Origin of the sequence: Alcaligenes pakistanensis (assembly GCF_014652815.1) — a bacterium.
Taxonomy (GTDB): Bacteria; Pseudomonadota; Gammaproteobacteria; order Burkholderiales; family Burkholderiaceae_B; genus Alcaligenes; species Alcaligenes pakistanensis.
This window is the reverse complement of sequence record NZ_BMZN01000005.1, coordinates 153,182-167,615: the sequence shown is the minus strand read 5'-3', so window position 1 is coordinate 167,615 and position 14,434 is coordinate 153,182. Positions and strand designations below refer to the sequence as shown.

The 14,434-nt window shown below is 57.2% G+C and carries 11 protein-coding genes; 5 read left to right on the top strand and 6 right to left on the bottom strand.

Going from position 1 to position 14,434, the window contains the following annotated elements; translation table 11 throughout:
- Positions 1–19 precede the first annotated feature (19 nt).
- Together IE156_RS16190 and IE156_RS16185 are read right to left on the bottom strand one after the other, a co-directional pair.
- Positions 20–1,525: an indolepyruvate oxidoreductase subunit beta family protein gene (locus IE156_RS16190; protein ID WP_189393680.1), complete on the bottom strand. Its 1,506-nt coding sequence runs from the start codon at positions 1,523–1,525 to the stop codon at positions 20–22.
- 23 nt (positions 1,526–1,548) lie between these two features.
- Positions 1,549–3,753, bottom strand: a complete 2,205-nt coding sequence (locus tag IE156_RS16185) for a thiamine pyrophosphate-dependent enzyme (protein ID WP_189393679.1) — start codon at positions 3,751–3,753, stop codon at positions 1,549–1,551.
- Between the two features lie 253 nt (positions 3,754–4,006).
- Between IE156_RS16185 and IE156_RS16180 the strand changes: the two genes are divergently transcribed.
- Positions 4,007–4,465 (top strand): MarR family winged helix-turn-helix transcriptional regulator, encoded by a 459-nt coding sequence (locus IE156_RS16180; protein WP_189393678.1) that lies wholly within the window; start codon positions 4,007–4,009, stop codon positions 4,463–4,465.
- Between the two features lie 229 nt (positions 4,466–4,694).
- Here IE156_RS16180 and IE156_RS16175 read toward each other — a convergent pair whose 3' ends face one another.
- Both IE156_RS16175 and IE156_RS16170 read right to left on the bottom strand, forming a co-directional pair.
- Positions 4,695–5,678, bottom strand: coding sequence for a Bug family tripartite tricarboxylate transporter substrate binding protein (locus tag IE156_RS16175; RefSeq protein ID WP_189393677.1), 984 nt, complete (start codon positions 5,676–5,678; stop codon positions 4,695–4,697).
- 61 nt (positions 5,679–5,739) lie between these two features.
- Positions 5,740–7,335, bottom strand: a complete 1,596-nt coding sequence (locus tag IE156_RS16170; protein WP_189393881.1) for a sulfatase-like hydrolase/transferase — start codon at positions 7,333–7,335, stop codon at positions 5,740–5,742.
- A 251-nt stretch (positions 7,336–7,586) separates the two neighbouring features.
- On the opposite strand from IE156_RS16170, the gene IE156_RS16165 reads away from it, so the two are divergent.
- Positions 7,587–8,327: an IclR family transcriptional regulator gene (locus tag IE156_RS16165; RefSeq protein WP_189393676.1), complete on the top strand. Its 741-nt coding sequence runs from the start codon at positions 7,587–7,589 to the stop codon at positions 8,325–8,327.
- 85 nt (positions 8,328–8,412) lie between these two features.
- Here the strand turns inward: IE156_RS16165 and IE156_RS16160 are convergent, their stop codons facing one another.
- Positions 8,413–9,405 carry a 5'-nucleotidase gene (locus tag IE156_RS16160; RefSeq protein WP_189393675.1) on the bottom strand — a complete coding sequence of 331 codons (993 nt, stop codon included), beginning with the start codon at positions 9,403–9,405 and terminating at the stop codon, positions 8,413–8,415.
- A 124-nt stretch (positions 9,406–9,529) separates the two neighbouring features.
- On the opposite strand from IE156_RS16160, the gene IE156_RS16155 reads away from it, so the two are divergent.
- From IE156_RS16155 to IE156_RS16145, 3 genes are all read left to right on the top strand, one after another.
- Positions 9,530–10,231 (top strand): glutathione S-transferase, encoded by a 702-nt coding sequence (locus IE156_RS16155; RefSeq protein WP_189393674.1) that lies wholly within the window; start codon positions 9,530–9,532, stop codon positions 10,229–10,231.
- 84 nt (positions 10,232–10,315) lie between these two features.
- The gene (locus IE156_RS16150) at positions 10,316–11,839 is read left to right on the top strand and encodes an MFS transporter (RefSeq protein ID WP_189393673.1); all 1,524 of its coding nucleotides are present in this window, start codon (positions 10,316–10,318) and stop codon (positions 11,837–11,839) included.
- A 220-nt stretch (positions 11,840–12,059) separates the two neighbouring features.
- Positions 12,060–13,037 (top strand): tripartite tricarboxylate transporter substrate binding protein BugD, encoded by a 978-nt coding sequence (locus IE156_RS16145; protein WP_189393672.1) that lies wholly within the window; start codon positions 12,060–12,062, stop codon positions 13,035–13,037.
- Positions 13,038–13,209: 172 nt separating this feature from the next.
- Here the strand turns inward: IE156_RS16145 and IE156_RS16140 are convergent, their stop codons facing one another.
- Complete coding sequence (locus IE156_RS16140; RefSeq protein ID WP_189393671.1) at positions 13,210–14,427, bottom strand: CobW family GTP-binding protein; 1,218 nt, start codon at positions 14,425–14,427, stop codon at positions 13,210–13,212.
- Between the last annotated feature and the right edge of the window lie 7 nt (positions 14,428–14,434).

The following is a 14,434-nucleotide window of genomic DNA, read 5'->3' as shown; positions in this document are numbered from 1 at the left end:
AAGCGGCCTGGTGAGCCCCTTACACCAGTGCGTACTGGCGCAGTGCCGCTTCCAATTTGGTTCCATGCTCGTCGGCCAAAGCCGCATCGCGCAGGGTGCCCAACAAGGCAGGCGACATGGTGCTGGCGTTACGCTCAAGCGCCGACATCACGGTCTGGTAGTTACGCAAACCACGGGCATGGGTATCGCCATAGCCTTTGACCAAACGCTGACACTGGGCAATCTCCAGGGCCAGAGCCGGGTGGGCATCAGCCGCCTGCTCGATCTGCTTCAACCAACCTTCAATGCGCTGCTGCTCAGCCTGGTAACGCAGCGTGCGACGACGCCAGCGCTTAAAGCCGGACAGCAGGTACAAGGGAATGAAACCACGCACGGAACTGGTTTGAATCACACGACCGGACTTGGTCTGGGACTTGACCAGCTTGTTACCCCAGGTAGGACGCATCAACCAACGGCCTACGCTTGCAAAAGGCAGGATTTCGCTGATTTCTTCCACACGGGGGTGCATGTACTCATTAATCGCCACGATCTGGCCATCCGCCGCACGCACTTCTTTGTGCACACGGTCAAAACGGCTGGAACGCGTTTTCAGTTCGGCTACACGAATGGCGTCCTCGTAGGACATCCACAGTGCCAGATAACGGCCGGTTTCGCGGATCAGGGCCACATCGTCAGGGCGGGCAAACTGGCTGATCTTTTTCAGGCGGTCCAGGTAGACATTGGCGTAGGCCACGTCCTGGAAATCCAGTACACGACGCACCCCTTCCACCACGATAGGCTGGGCCTGTGCGGGCACTTCGGCACGCACACGCTCAATCAGCTTGGCCACGGCAGGGTCACGCGGAGCCAGGCTGGCCATATCAACTGGCTTGTTTTCAGACTCGGCCTTGCCGGCATCGCCTTCGGCCACGCGAGCGTAGGCTGCACCAAACGCTTTCAAGCTAGGCTTGACGCCCACACCACCGCGTTCGATTGTCTGCTCGAACTGCGAGCGGCTAAAGGGCAACACACCGGTGCTGGCCAAGGCGCCAAACAGCACAGCGGAAATCACGCTACCCGAATCTTCGGCCGCTTTTTCCATATTGAAGTACACAAAACGCTTGGCAGCCTGGCTGGCGTGAGCGATCAGTGCATTGTCATCCACACGGCCATCACCCATGGCCGATTTTTCGGCGATGGAATAGACACGGTGAGTCGATGCAACCAGCGTGGTGCGGTCATCGGAGACCAGGCCACGCTGAACAGCACGACCCGCTTCCATCAGTTCGGAGGCCAGCACCACGTCTACGTCACCGGGCATGGGCATCAGGGCCAGCACGGGTTTTTTGCCATCCGGCACCGCCGAATGCGGGAACAGTTCCACGTAGTAAATCGTGGCGCCCGTACGTTGGGCCACACCGGGCACCGAAGTAGTCTGTGCGAAGTAACCGTTTTGTTCGCCCAGGTTGACGATCCAGTCGGCCAACACGCCGCCGCCTTCGCCACCCATGGCCAAAATGGCAATCTTGATTGGTTTGATCTGCATGATAAGAATCTCTACGGGTGTGCTTAGAAGGCCAGACGATCACGACGCGCAGCGTCACGACGCTGCAACCAACCGATAAAGCCACGGCGGGTTTTTTCGCGGAACTTATCCCAGCCTGTCGGGTTGCTCACTACCTGTGCACGGTAGAAAGACGGGCACAGAACCGCAGCGTGGGAAACTTCGCCACACAGACCGCAACCAACACAACTGTTCATGACGTTTGCCACCGGGTCCTGACGCAGAGCGTCGGGGTTGGGGCGAATCGACAAGGAAGGGCAACCCGACAAACGGATGCAGGAGTGATCGCCGGTACATGTGTCCGGGTCCACACCAAAGCGCTCGCGCACCACACGTTCGCCCGCAGCCACGGCTTTACGCACCTGGCCTTTCTCGCGACGCTGACGGTTCAACATACATTCGCTTTGCGCCACCAGCACCTTGGGACCTTTTTCTTTGGTCGTCAGGGCTTCACGCAAGGATTTGGTCATGGCTTTCAGGTCGTAGGTATTACGGACCATATGCAACCACTCAACACCCACACCGCGCGCGGCTTTCTCGATCAGGTGACCTGTACTACGGGTTTCGTTCTTGGCTTTGGAGGACAGGATGTCCTGACCGCCCGTCGCTGCCGTGTAGCTGTTGTCGATCACAATGGTCAGGTTATCGCTGCGGTTAAACACCGAGTTGGCAATACCACTGGTCAAACCGTTGTGCCAGAAACCGCCATCGCCCATCACCGAAATAGCGCGCTTGTCCGAATTCACGTTCAATGCGGCTGAACCGGCTCCACCCAGACCGTAGCCCATGGTGGTGTTACCCAGATTGAACGGCGGCAGAATGGAGAACAGGTGACAGCCAATGTCGGCCGATACGTGGTGTTCACCCAACTCGCGCTCAACCATCTTGAGCGCCGTAAAAATAGGACGCTCTGGACAGCCAGTACAAAACCCAGGAGGACGGGCGTGGACGTTCTCATCCAGGCTGCCCATGGGTTTGATCTCGGCCGCTTCCACCAAGCTGGCTTCTTCGGCTTTAGGACGCTCCACAGTCTCGACTTTCATCGGGATGACGCGTGGCTTGCGAGCTGGCAAGGGTTCCACGCGCTCGTACTTTTCCATGAAGGCGCGCAGGCCCTTGAGCATGGTGGCGGTATTGTATTCACCGGCCAGAGGCAGCAGATCCTTGCCGTGCAGCGTTACGTCCACCTTGTGACGACGCACGATGTCGGAGATGTTCTGCTCAACAAAGTTGGGCTGACCCTCTTCCAGCACCAGCACCGCACGCTTGCCTTCGCAAAAGCGAACGATTTCGGACTCGATCAGCGGATAGGCCACGTTCATGACGTACATAGGCACTTTGGATTCGCCGAACACATCGGCCATATCCAGGTGTTCCAGAGCACGGATCACGGTGTTGTAGCCACCGCCTTGAACGATCAGACCGACGTCATCGGTACCATCAGCGAAGAATTCATTGAGCTGACGCTCCTCGATGAACTTGACGGCGTTAGGCCAGCGCTGTTCGATCTTTTCTTTTTCATGCATGAAGCTGGCGGGCGGCAACACAATGCGATTGATATCGCGTGTGGGCTGCTCCATGGCTTCTTTAATAGTGAATTTGGCGCGACGGTTATCCGAAGCCACAAACTGACCATGCACGTGACAGGCGCGAATGCGCAGCTGCAACATGACAGGGGTGTTGGACGCTTCAGACAGATCAAAGCCGTCTTTTACCGCTTGCACAATACAGGGCAGGTTAGGACGCGGGTCCAGCATCCACATTTGCGATTTCATGGCAAAAGCGTGGCTACGCTCCTGCATGATGGACGAGCCTTCGCCGTAGTCTTCGCCCACAATGATCAGCGCACCACCCTTGACCCCACCGGAGGCCAGGTTAGCCAGCGCGTCCGAGGCCACGTTGGTGCCGACCGTCGCTTTAAACGTGATGGCACCACGCAGCGGGTAGTTAACCGACGCTGCCAAGGTGGCCGCCGCGGTTGCTTCGCTGGCACTGTTTTCAAAACGGATGCCGTTCTCTTGCAGGATGTCCTGGGCATCGGCCAGCACGTCCATCAAGTGCGAGATAGGCGCACCCTGGTAACCGGCCACGTAGGACACGCCCGACTCCAGCAGGGCCTTGGTCACCGCCAGGATGCCTTCGCCACTGAATACGTCTCCATCACCCAGGCGCAGCTTTTTGACTTCTTCGACAAACGATCGCTCAGCCATTTCTCTTTCCTTACTTACCGCTCATTGTGAACATGGTATTTATTTTCATATGAATATGTTTATATCTCAACATATCCATCCTCATGGTTTTCCCTAGTAAAGTCGGCAAATTATTTGCGACACGCAAACGAACAGCTTGGTTATAGTGAGCCCTGTTGCCGCCGCGCGGGGCTCTTCAACCAGATGTTGCGCCCCTGCCTCAAGCCCATGAAGCCCCGCGGCACCCACTAGCCCGTAACGACAATAACGCACCATGAGCCCCACCGAACACGACAGTGTCTTCGTCGAAAACTATCTGCCCGCCTTACTTGCCCAGGCCAGCCAGCTGATCTCTGCCGAGTTCCACGAAGTGGTGCTCAGCAACGGTTTGTCCATTTCCGAATGGCGTGTCCTGTCCACTTTGTCCGGCGCGGGCGAGGTCAGCATTGGTCATCTGGCTCGTATTGCCACCACCAAGCAACCCACCGTGACCCGTTTGCTGGACCGGCTGGAAAAACAGGGCTTGCTGCGCCGCGTGGCCCACGATGTCGATCGTCGCATCACGCTGGTACGCATCACTGAAGAAGGCCAAACCTTGATCTCCGGCCTGATTGCCAAGGCCCGCCTGCACGAACAAGAAGTGGTGCAGCGCCTGCAACCGCTGGATGTCAACGCGCTCAAGACCACCTTGCGGCGTCTGATCTCCGAGCAGCACGACTACAACGAACAGTAAAGCGCAGCGGGGCTGGCCACACTATCAGTTCAAACCCTGAACGGGGTGACCTCTCGCCTGCTCTGCTCATTACCTGATCTGCAAACACCACCCGTGCTACTACACAGCACGCCGGTGGTGTTTTCCTATCATCTATTGCCAGCTGATTACCCCAGGCTTTGAAAAAAGCCGCACACCCGCCTGTGATCCCGCAACAGGACAGGTGTGCACGCCGGGGGATACCAAAGCCTTATTCAGGCTGGATACCCAAGGTAGGAATCAACTCGGCATAGACCTTGGAGTCGTTCTGGACGCGCTCCAGGGTCTGGGAAGGGGTGGTAAAGAACTGGGCCAGACCACGGTTCTTAAAAGCAGCCTGCATCTCGGGCGTTTTCAGAGCTGCATCAACCTGTTCCTGAATTTCTTTCACGGTCTCATCAGGCGTGGTGCCGGGGGCAAACAGCGCAAAGGTCGTGGTTGGAATGCTATTGGCATGACCGCCTGCTTCTTGCACAGTCGGTACATTTGGCAAGAGCTCGGTGCGCTTGTCTGAACCCACTGCCAGCACTCGAACCTTGCCGCCATTAATGTGTTGCGAAGCCAAAATGCCCCCCACCAGCATGGCATCGGTCTCGCCGCCCAGAATAGCGTTAGTGGCCGGGGCCATGCCCTTATAAGGAATGTAGGTGAAGTTCACCCCTTCCTCGCGTGCCAGCAGGCCCATGCCCAAGTGCGTGACGTGTCCGCGACCGCCTGTGCCCGCATTGGTATCACCATTGGCTTTCTTGGACTGGGCAATGAACTCTTTGTAGTCTTTAGCGGGGTAATCATTGCGCACAATCAGGTACAGGTTCACGCCCGCGACTGTCGTCACAGGCTTCAGATCAGTTTCCCATTTGTAAGGCAGGTTGCTGTAGAGCATCGGATTGGTCGAAACGGCCAAACTATCGACCATCAAAAGGGCCGCGCCATCACCCTTGGCTTTGGCAATGTTATCAGTGCCGATAATGGCATTGGCACCTGGACGGTTCTCGATCACAAAGACCTTGCCGGTGGCTTTATTCAGATGCACCCCCAGATCCCGGGCCAGGATGTCAGGCTCGGTTCCGGGTGGGTAGGGCACCACAATACGTACTTGATCACTGGTCGGCCAGGCGGCTTGAGCCATCATCGGGGCCAAGGCTCCCACGCCTGCCAACAACAGGGCCAGCGTTGTATTTTTTAGCTGCTTCATATGTCCACTCCTTATCGTTATTGATTGCGGCCAGCCACCACAAGTGGCCTCCGCAGCGCTCTTACCATCGTCCAATCAAGATATTCATCATGCGCTCGTGCGCATTGGTACGATCCTCTACCGCAGCCCAACCCTCGCTGGCACGTCCTTTCAAGGTGTCGTGCCAATCCAGCAGGCCTTCTTTCATACGCCGACATACCGCCGCGTGCGCCGGGTCTGCGCCCAGGTCATGCAGCTCGTCAGGGTCTTGCTTCAAATCGAATAATTGCGGGCGGTAGCCTTGCCAGTGTATGTATTTATAGTCGGTATCACGCAGCATCAGGCCCCGGCACTCATCCACACCACGCCCCAGAATCTGCCGTGCTTCCCGATAGGCATAGTCCAGGCTGGCCACCGTGTATTCACGCGCCCAATCTGACTGGCCATTTAAAAGAGGAATCAAGGAGCGGCCTTCTACACGGTGTTCCTGGGCCGGCAGGTGCAGGGCATCCAGAATGGTGGGGGTGACATCCACGCATTCCACAAACGCGTCGCTGCTCTGGCCCCGCGTGGCATTGGCCGACGCACGCGGGTCCACCACGATCAGCGGAACGCGGATGGCATTCTCAAAGAAATATTCTTTCTCGCCTAACCAGTGGTCGCCTAGCAAGTCGCCATGATCCGAGCTGAAAATAATCAGGGTGTCTTTCAAACGGTCCTGCTGCTCCAGCATGTCCAGCAAACGCCCGACCTCGTCATCAATCTGCTGCACCAGGCCCATATAGACAGGCTTGATCGTGCGCCAGACCTCGTCCTGGGCAAAGGACTGGGACTCTTCATGCTGCTGATACGCCGCATGCACCGGATGCGCATCGTGGCGCTCGTGCTCGGCGCGCAGCGGCGTACAGGCGTCCTCCGCCCCGAAGCGATCGTGGTAGGGCGCCGGTGCTTTGTACGGCCAATGCGGTTTTATGAAAGACAGGTGTAAGGCCCAGGGTTCCTGCCCCTTGGCCGTAATAAAGTCCATGGCCCGCTGCGTGAAATAAGCGGTTTCGGAGTCCTGCGCCTGCACCCGTGCGGGCAAATTGGCATTACGCATATACCAGCCCGAAGCAAACTGCCCCTGTGCGTCCTGGCTGCCAATCACATAGTCTTCCCAAGGACGCTCGCTGTTGTAGCCCTTGGCCTGCAGATACTGGCGATACTCGCTGTCCGGCCCCATTTCAAAGTGCCCGTCGTAACGTTCGATGGCAGTAAAGCCACCTTGCCAGAAACGCTCGGCACCCTCGGGCTGAACCTCAAAGCGGCGTGCATTGGCTCCTGCCGGGTCCGGCACATGATGGGTCTTGCCCAACAAATAACAGTCCCGCCCCGCCTGGGCCAGATAATCGCCCAGATACAGCTCGTCAATCGGGTGAGGGACGCGATTCCAGGTCACCCGGTGCGATAAGGGATAGCGGCCGGTGTAGTACGAGGCCCGCGACGGTCCACAGACTGCGGAATTCACATAGGCGCGATCAAAGCGCACACCCATGGCCGCCAGACGGTCCAGATTCGGTGTTTTTAATGCGCCGCCAGGGGCATAACAGGACAGGTGGTCCGCACGCAGCTGGTCACACATGATGAACAGCACATTCTTGATATCTGAAGACACCTGGCTGGGTTCTGCCTGATCCATGTCCGCCTCGAAAAAGGCCGGGCAAGGCAAGAGCATGGCCCGACTGCAAAAAGGGAACGTTCATATGCAAAAAATGCACGATGAACCTGTTGATGCTTCAGATTATTACCGCAGTCTGAGAATAATTTCCGAATAATCCGAAGGTTTAGGTATAAACCAGTAGGTCAGGGCAATGCCCGCTGTTGCGCCCCACTGACAGGCCAGAGCGTGGTTAGAATAGAGAATCAACAACTCCGTTTCTACGAGGGCACATGAATAGTCTAAGACGCATGCTGCAAATTCTGGACTTGTACGGTGCACACACGCCGGTTCTGGATGTGGAGACCATCTGCACCCGCCTAAGCTACCCTCCCGCCACCACCTATCGCTACCTGAAAGAGTTATGCAATAGCGGCCTGTTAATACGTAGCCCAGAAGGCTATGCGCCCGGCCCCCGGTTTATAGAAATGGATTTACTGATCCGCGAATTTGATCCACTGGTCAGCCGCTGCCGCCCCCTGTTGCGCTCCCTGGTGGAGCAGACCGGGCTGGATGTGCTGATCGGCCAACAATATGGCGAACGCATCCTGACCACCCATCAAGAAACCGGTCCGGAGCGATTTGAACTGTTGTTTGGCCGAGGCCGCACTATGGATATGTTCCGCAGCTCCACGGCCCGTATCGTGACCGCCCACCTGCCCACCCGCCACCTGCGCCGTCTGTACGAGAAAAATCAGGAACTGGATTATGTGCAAAGACTGGGCAAGGATTGGCCCGCCTTTTCCACCCATATGCAGGAACTGCGCCGTGCGGGCTATTGCGTCACCAAAGAACAGATCAATCCGGGCATCGGCGGTATTTCCGCGCCTATTTTTGACGATTCCAAACGTATCTTCGGCAGCCTGACTTTGCTGGGTAGCCTGGAACGTTTTGATGCCATCAACCCCGAGGCGCTGGCCAGCTTGATTCAGCCCGCCGCCCGCGCCGTCAGCCGATCTCTGGCGCAAGTCTAAAGACACCGTGCCACTGCGACAAAGCCGCGTCTGATTCCGAATCAGTTCGCGGCTTCGTCTTTGGCGGATCTGAACCCCTGATCTACTACTTTGGTTTTGGCTGCGTCTTCTTCCGGCTTTTCTTTTTCTCTGGCTCCACCTCGTCTGTACGCGGATGGTTAACCACCCCGAACGGGATATGCACTGACGGCAAGGTCAGCGCCGTGGGGATCAAGTGCGTGGTCTGGTCATCAAAGAAAATATGCGGCTGCAAGACTTCCAGCACACGCCGCTTTTCAATACCGCCCAAAAAGAAGGCTTCATTGACTTCAATACCCCAGCTGCGCATCGTGTTGATGACCCGTTCATGGGCCGGTGCGTTGCGCGCCGTCACAATCGAAATCCGCAAGCGCGGCACATAGTCGGCGTTCTGCTCCCGATGCTGTTGCTCTACGGTTTGAATGTGCGCCAACTTCTTCAAAAAAGCCTGCAATAAGCCGGGATTGTGCGGCTTTTGCACCAAACGCACTTCATGCTCAAAGAACGCGGGCAGTCCCCCTTCTTGCTGGTAGACGCGTTCGGATTCGTCATCCGCAATCACCCCGTCAAAATCAAAGGCCACGCGGATGGGCTGATCATCGTAGGCGTCCTCATACGAAGAATTCAAGACCTGACCAGCTGGATACCCTTGCTGCACCGCCCGGTGCACATCGTCCTGGCTTGCCGACAGAAACAGACTGATGGATAGCGGCTGGATATAAGGGTTGGGATCGCCCCCTTGTAGAAATACTGCCCGCGTAATGTCTAGTTCATGGTGGCGGATGGAGTTCATCACCCGCAACCCCGTATTGGGGTCGTTCCGCGAGAGCAGGACCACCTCGACCAGAGGATCATCTGGCGACAAATCATTTAAGGCCAATAAGCGCCGGATAAAGGAAAAGGCCACACCCGGTTTCAAGGGGTCGTGCTCGCGCGCCAACTGGTAGTCGCGGTAAGCGGCCTCGCCTTGTTCCAGAAAGACCTGATGGGACTGGCTCAGATCAAACAGGGCGCTCGACGCCAACCCAATCACCAGTCGTTTTTCCAGGTCATATGCCATGCACAGCTCCACAAATCAGCAAAAAAAACAGCATACCAAAAGGACAAGCCAGTTCTGGTACTACCCAAGCAGAACAAAGCCTACTACAGTGCAAACACCATCACCTTCGTGAAACCGTGCCGCCATGAAACCCTCCAAAAGCTATACCCTGATTCTGGGCAATCCTCACTACTCATCCTGGTCCTTGCGCCCCTGGTTACTGATGAGCCACCTGGGCATAGCCTTTGACATACATTGGTTCAACTTTGGCCCCCCCTTTAGCACCTTGGTCTTTCATGAAATGGCTCCGGCAGGTCAAGTACCCGTCTTGCATGCCAATGGGCAAATCATCTGGGACAGCTTGGCCATTGCCGAATACCTGGCTGAACAACACCCTGGCGTCTGGCCCATTGACCCCCTGGCTCGTGCCTGGGCCCGTAGCGCCAGCGCAGAAATGCACGCCAATTTTTCCTATCTACGTAACCTCTGCCCTTTTGCCGTCGCCCTGCGTGCCCACCATCATCAACACGATATGCGCCTGCAAGGGGAACTGGAACGCTTGCAAGCTCTGTGGCAAGAAGGGTTGAGCCGTTTTGGTGGCCCTTTCCTGGCCGGCGAACGATTCAGTGCGGTCGATGCCTTTTATGCCCCCGTGGTATTTCGCCTGCAAACCTATGGCCTGAAGCTGGATGAAACCTGTCAGGACTATGTAAACCGCTTGCTGGAGCTGCCCGCCATGCAGCGCTGGCATCAAATGGCCTGCCAGGATGCCTGGCGCGACCCGGATCACGAGGCCGAAATTTTGCGTGTGGCTGATATACATCTGGATTTACGCCAGCCAGCCTAGTGTCAGCGATTTGCCATGTCAGTGCAGGCACGAAAGAGTATCCTTGATGGTCCCGAATGATTTCGCTGTCAAGGATTGCGCCGCATGGGCGATACGTACTTTCGCACTACAAACTACCATTTCTCCGATCTGGACTCTCAGGCGCAGAACGCCTATGTACGCACGCTGACTGAACAAGCACGTGCCAACAGCGCCTGTCTACGCTTTGATGTATTGCGCAAAGACCAGCCCCCAGAACAATGGGTACTGCACGAAAGCTGGCGGGACTCGCAAAGCTGCAAAAACTTTCACGCCAGCGCCCAAGCCCAAGCCTTGCAACAAGCACGGGTGGAGCAAAGCCTGTGCCACCCGGCCCCCCAGACCGCCGCCGACAAGCCTGCGGCTGCCCGACCGGCCTGCAAGAAAAGCAAGTGGGACCCCTACATCTGGATCAGCATCGCCATGTGTATCGGGGTAATGGGCACCGCGCTGGCCAGCCCGCTTTATCCCCTGTACCAGGACCGCTGGGACCTGAACGCCAGCCACATCACCCAACTGTACGTGGCCTATATGGCCGCCGGTCTGACGGGCCTGCTGTTCCTGGGCCGCTTGAGCGACCTGAAGGGCTTTATGCCTGTGCTACGCACAGGCCTGATTCTAGTCACCAGTGGAGTAACCCTGTCGGCCTTTGCCTGGGACGTGGGCAGCTTTGTATTTAGCCGCATCATGATCGGGATGGCCTCCAGCATGATTGTGACCTCAGCCTCCATCGGCCTGGGGCAAGTCAACCGGGGCGGAGACGTACAACGTGCGGCCGCCACCACCTCGCTGATGCTGGCCTTCGGCTTTGGCCTGGGCCCGGTCGTAGGCGGCCTGATTGCGCAATGGATACCGAATCCGCTGTTCTCCAGCTATATCCCGTCCATGCTGCTGGGCGTGCTGGCGATTTACGCGCTGTTTCAGATCAAGCCTCCCGCCAACAAGCAGCCGCTACCCCAGGAAAAGAGCAGCTGGCGCACCTGGATGCCGCGCCTGACTTTGCCCGCTACCCATCTGCGTCGCCCCTATCTGATTGGCTGCTTATCCGCCTGTTGCGCCTTTGCCATGTTCAGCCTGTTTGCGTCCCTGGCACCCAGCTTCATGGCACAAATGGTGCCTTGGCATGGCCCGGCAACCAGCGGCTTGTCTATCGGGATCATCTTGTTCCTGTCCTCGGGTTTCCAGTTACTGATTCGTCGTTGGCCTGCCAAGCGCAGCGTCATTGTGGGGCTGCTGGCCTTCACCCTGGCCTGTATCGCTTTGCTGATCAATCTGTGGGCCAGCTCTTCGCTGCTGTTCATCCTGTGCGTGCTGCTGACCGCCTTTGGTCATGGCCTGTGCATGTACGGCGGCATGTCCATCGTGCAACGCGTTTCGCCCCCACACCAACGGGCAGGGCTGACCTCCACCTATCTGATTACCGGCTATCTGGGCGCCATTTTGCCCATTCTGGGGCTGGGCTGGCTCGCCGACCATCTGGGTCTGGATCAAGGGCTGGTGCTGTTTTGCAGTCTGATCGCCATTGCCGCACTGACGGTCGCCATCATTGCCTACCTGACGCCGGTACTGCATAAACCGGCTGCCACCTAAGCAGTCATCCCGGCAAGCCGCGGCCTCTGGCGACGGCTTGCCCCCCTCCCGCCCCCGTATATTCCCCTAGTCCATTTAGGTCCCTTACTAGGGTTAGACCTGAAAAAGAAACGCGCCTACCCTCAGTAGAATAAAAGCCACTCCCGCAGCGCGTGGCAACACAAAGCGACCGGACCCAAGCATCTCCCAAAGAATAAGCAATCCTTATCAAGGAGGCATCATGGCTGTTGCATTAAACAAGCTGTTTGTCAGTCTGGGCGCAGCGCTAGCCTGCTCAGTCACCGCACAGGCAGCGGGTTACCCGGATCACCCCATCAATATGGTTGTGCCTTTTGCAGCTGGCGGCCCCACGGATAACGTGGCACGCGCCCTGGCCGAAGCCATGCGACCGGTCTTGGGTGAAACCATTGTGGTCGAGAACAAGGGCGGGGCAGGCGGCTCTATCGGTACTTCCCAGGTCGCCCGCGCCAAGCCGGACGGCTACAACATCCTGCTGATGCATATCGGCTTTTCCACCGCTCCGTCGCTGTATAAAAAACCCGGTTATGACGCCATCAATGGCATGTCGCCCATTGGCCTGGTAGTCGATGTACCCATGACCATCATTGCCCGCGAGGACTTTCCGCCCAACAACATCCAGGAACTGGTGCAGTACCTGAAAGACAATCAGGACAAGGTGTCCCTGGCCAACGCCGGGATTGGTGCAGCCAGCCACCTGTGCGGCACTATGCTCACCGAAGCCCTGGGAATCGAGCTGCTGACCGTCCCGTATAAAGGAACGGCCCCGGCGATTGCCGACCTGATGGGCAAGCAGGTGGACGTCATGTGTGACCAAACCACCAACACCACCCAACAGATCAAATCCGGCAAAGTGAAGGTCTACGCCGTCACCAGTCCAGCACGCGTCCCTACCCTGCCGGACGTTCCCACCATGCAGGAGTCCGGTTTCAAGGACTTTGAAGTGGGTATCTGGCATGGCATGTGGGCACCTAAAGATACGCCCCAGCCTGTCGTCGATACCTTAGTGAAGGCACTGCAAACCGGCATGGCCGACAAGGATTTCCAAAACCGCATGGCCACCCTGGGGGCCACGGTGATGGACAAAGAAGCCAACCCGGCCGCCTTACAGGCCAAGGTGGAACAACAAGTGCCCCAGTGGGCCGCATTGTTTAAGAAAGTGGGTGTAGAGCCCCAATAAAACCTGATAGCCCAACGGCTTTTGAAAAGGACGCTTCGGCGTCCTTTTTTTTCGGGGGGGCAGTCCGCTCGCTACTACCCAGACCTTCTAGTGCTTTAACTAGCCACCGCCACGGTAAAACGCCGTATCACCCACAAAACCCCTCGCCTGAACGATCGGGCTGATCTCAACGTTAATCTATCTTGCGCACCGCGCTATCCAGAGCCTGCAACCGAGCCCAAAGCTCCTGATAATCCATATCCTGAGTAATCAGCACCATACGCCCCTGATGATCAGGCCAAGGCCATTGCGATACGGCCTGCCAAGGGTAAGACTGGTGCTGCACAGCATGAATCACCTGCGGCTGCTCCATACCCTGCACGGGCAGGACGGCTTTCAGGCGCAACAAGCGAGGGCCTGCCCATTGGCAGAGATCCGACAAGCAGGATTGCAACTTGTCGGCAGGCAGAGGCTGAGGGAAAAGCACGCTTAAAGAGTAGATGGAATCTCCGTGACGGGAGATATCGGGAGCACAGCTCGCAAACGTTCTGACAGTCTTGTCATGTGAGTCAGCAGACGCAGGACTGCTAGTGCTGGTTCCGTTGCCAACAAGGGTGCCAATGGCGTGGCTATGGCTATGGCTATGGCTATGGCTATGGCTATGGCTATGGCTATGGCTATGCACATCATCGTGATCGTGATCGTGATCGTGATCGTGATCGCCACTATCCTGCCCCAAAGCCTGAAACGCTTCCAGGCTCCATGCCCGTCCTTGCCCCGCTTGCTCGCCCAGTCCCAAAAGGCTGGGTGCGACAGGCTGTGTGGCCGACAAAATCTGCTGCTGCGCCAACGGATTCAGACTAAGCAAGTGCTTACGCAACATAGCCTCCGCCTGCTCATCCACCCGATCACGTTTGCTAAGCAACAGCAAATCCGCCACCGCCACCTGCCGTTGTGCCTCAGCGTGCCGAGCCAGGGTATTCAGTCCATGCTCCAGATCCACCACCGTCACCACACCAGCCAGACTGTATTTCCCGGCCAGTTGAGGCTCACTCAACAAGGTATGCAAAATAGGCGCAGGATTCGCCAAGCCTGTGGTTTCAATCAACACCCGCCGAAACTGCCGCTGGCCTGCCCGTGAAAAGCGCCAGGTAATATCACGCAGCGTCTGCACCAGATCGCGCCGTATGGTGCAGCACAGGCATCCACTACCCATGGCCTCAATCACATTTTCCTGACTATGCGCCACCAGATGATGGTCCAACGCCGTTTGCCCGAACTCATTGATGATGACCAAGGTGTCGGCCATCTGCGCTTCTTGCAGGGCGCGATTGATCAGTGTGGTTTTGCCGCTGCCCAAAAAGCCAGTCAATAAGGTGACCGGAATGGGCGCAGACTGAGGCGTCTTCATATACCGT

Excerpts from the sequence above, each read along its gene's own strand:
- IE156_RS16190 (WP_189393680.1), bottom strand. The coding sequence starts at position 1,525 with ATGCAGATCAAACCAATCAAGATTGCCATTTTGGCCATGGGTGGCGAA.
- IE156_RS16185 (WP_189393679.1), bottom strand. The coding sequence starts at position 3,753 with ATGGCTGAGCGATCGTTTGTCGAAGAAGTCAAAAAGCTGCGCCTGGGT.
- IE156_RS16180 (WP_189393678.1), top strand. The coding sequence starts at position 4,007 with ATGAGCCCCACCGAACACGACAGTGTCTTCGTCGAAAACTATCTGCCC.
- IE156_RS16175 (WP_189393677.1), bottom strand. The coding sequence starts at position 5,678 with ATGAAGCAGCTAAAAAATACAACGCTGGCCCTGTTGTTGGCAGGCGTG.
- IE156_RS16170 (WP_189393881.1), bottom strand. The coding sequence starts at position 7,335 with ATGGATCAGGCAGAACCCAGCCAGGTGTCTTCAGATATCAAGAATGTG.
- IE156_RS16165 (WP_189393676.1), top strand. The coding sequence starts at position 7,587 with ATGAATAGTCTAAGACGCATGCTGCAAATTCTGGACTTGTACGGTGCA.
- IE156_RS16160 (WP_189393675.1), bottom strand. The coding sequence starts at position 9,405 with ATGGCATATGACCTGGAAAAACGACTGGTGATTGGGTTGGCGTCGAGC.
- IE156_RS16155 (WP_189393674.1), top strand. The coding sequence starts at position 9,530 with ATGAAACCCTCCAAAAGCTATACCCTGATTCTGGGCAATCCTCACTAC.
- IE156_RS16150 (WP_189393673.1), top strand. The coding sequence starts at position 10,316 with ATGGGCGATACGTACTTTCGCACTACAAACTACCATTTCTCCGATCTG.
- IE156_RS16145 (WP_189393672.1), top strand. The coding sequence starts at position 12,060 with ATGGCTGTTGCATTAAACAAGCTGTTTGTCAGTCTGGGCGCAGCGCTA.
- IE156_RS16140 (WP_189393671.1), bottom strand. The coding sequence starts at position 14,427 with ATGAAGACGCCTCAGTCTGCGCCCATTCCGGTCACCTTATTGACTGGC.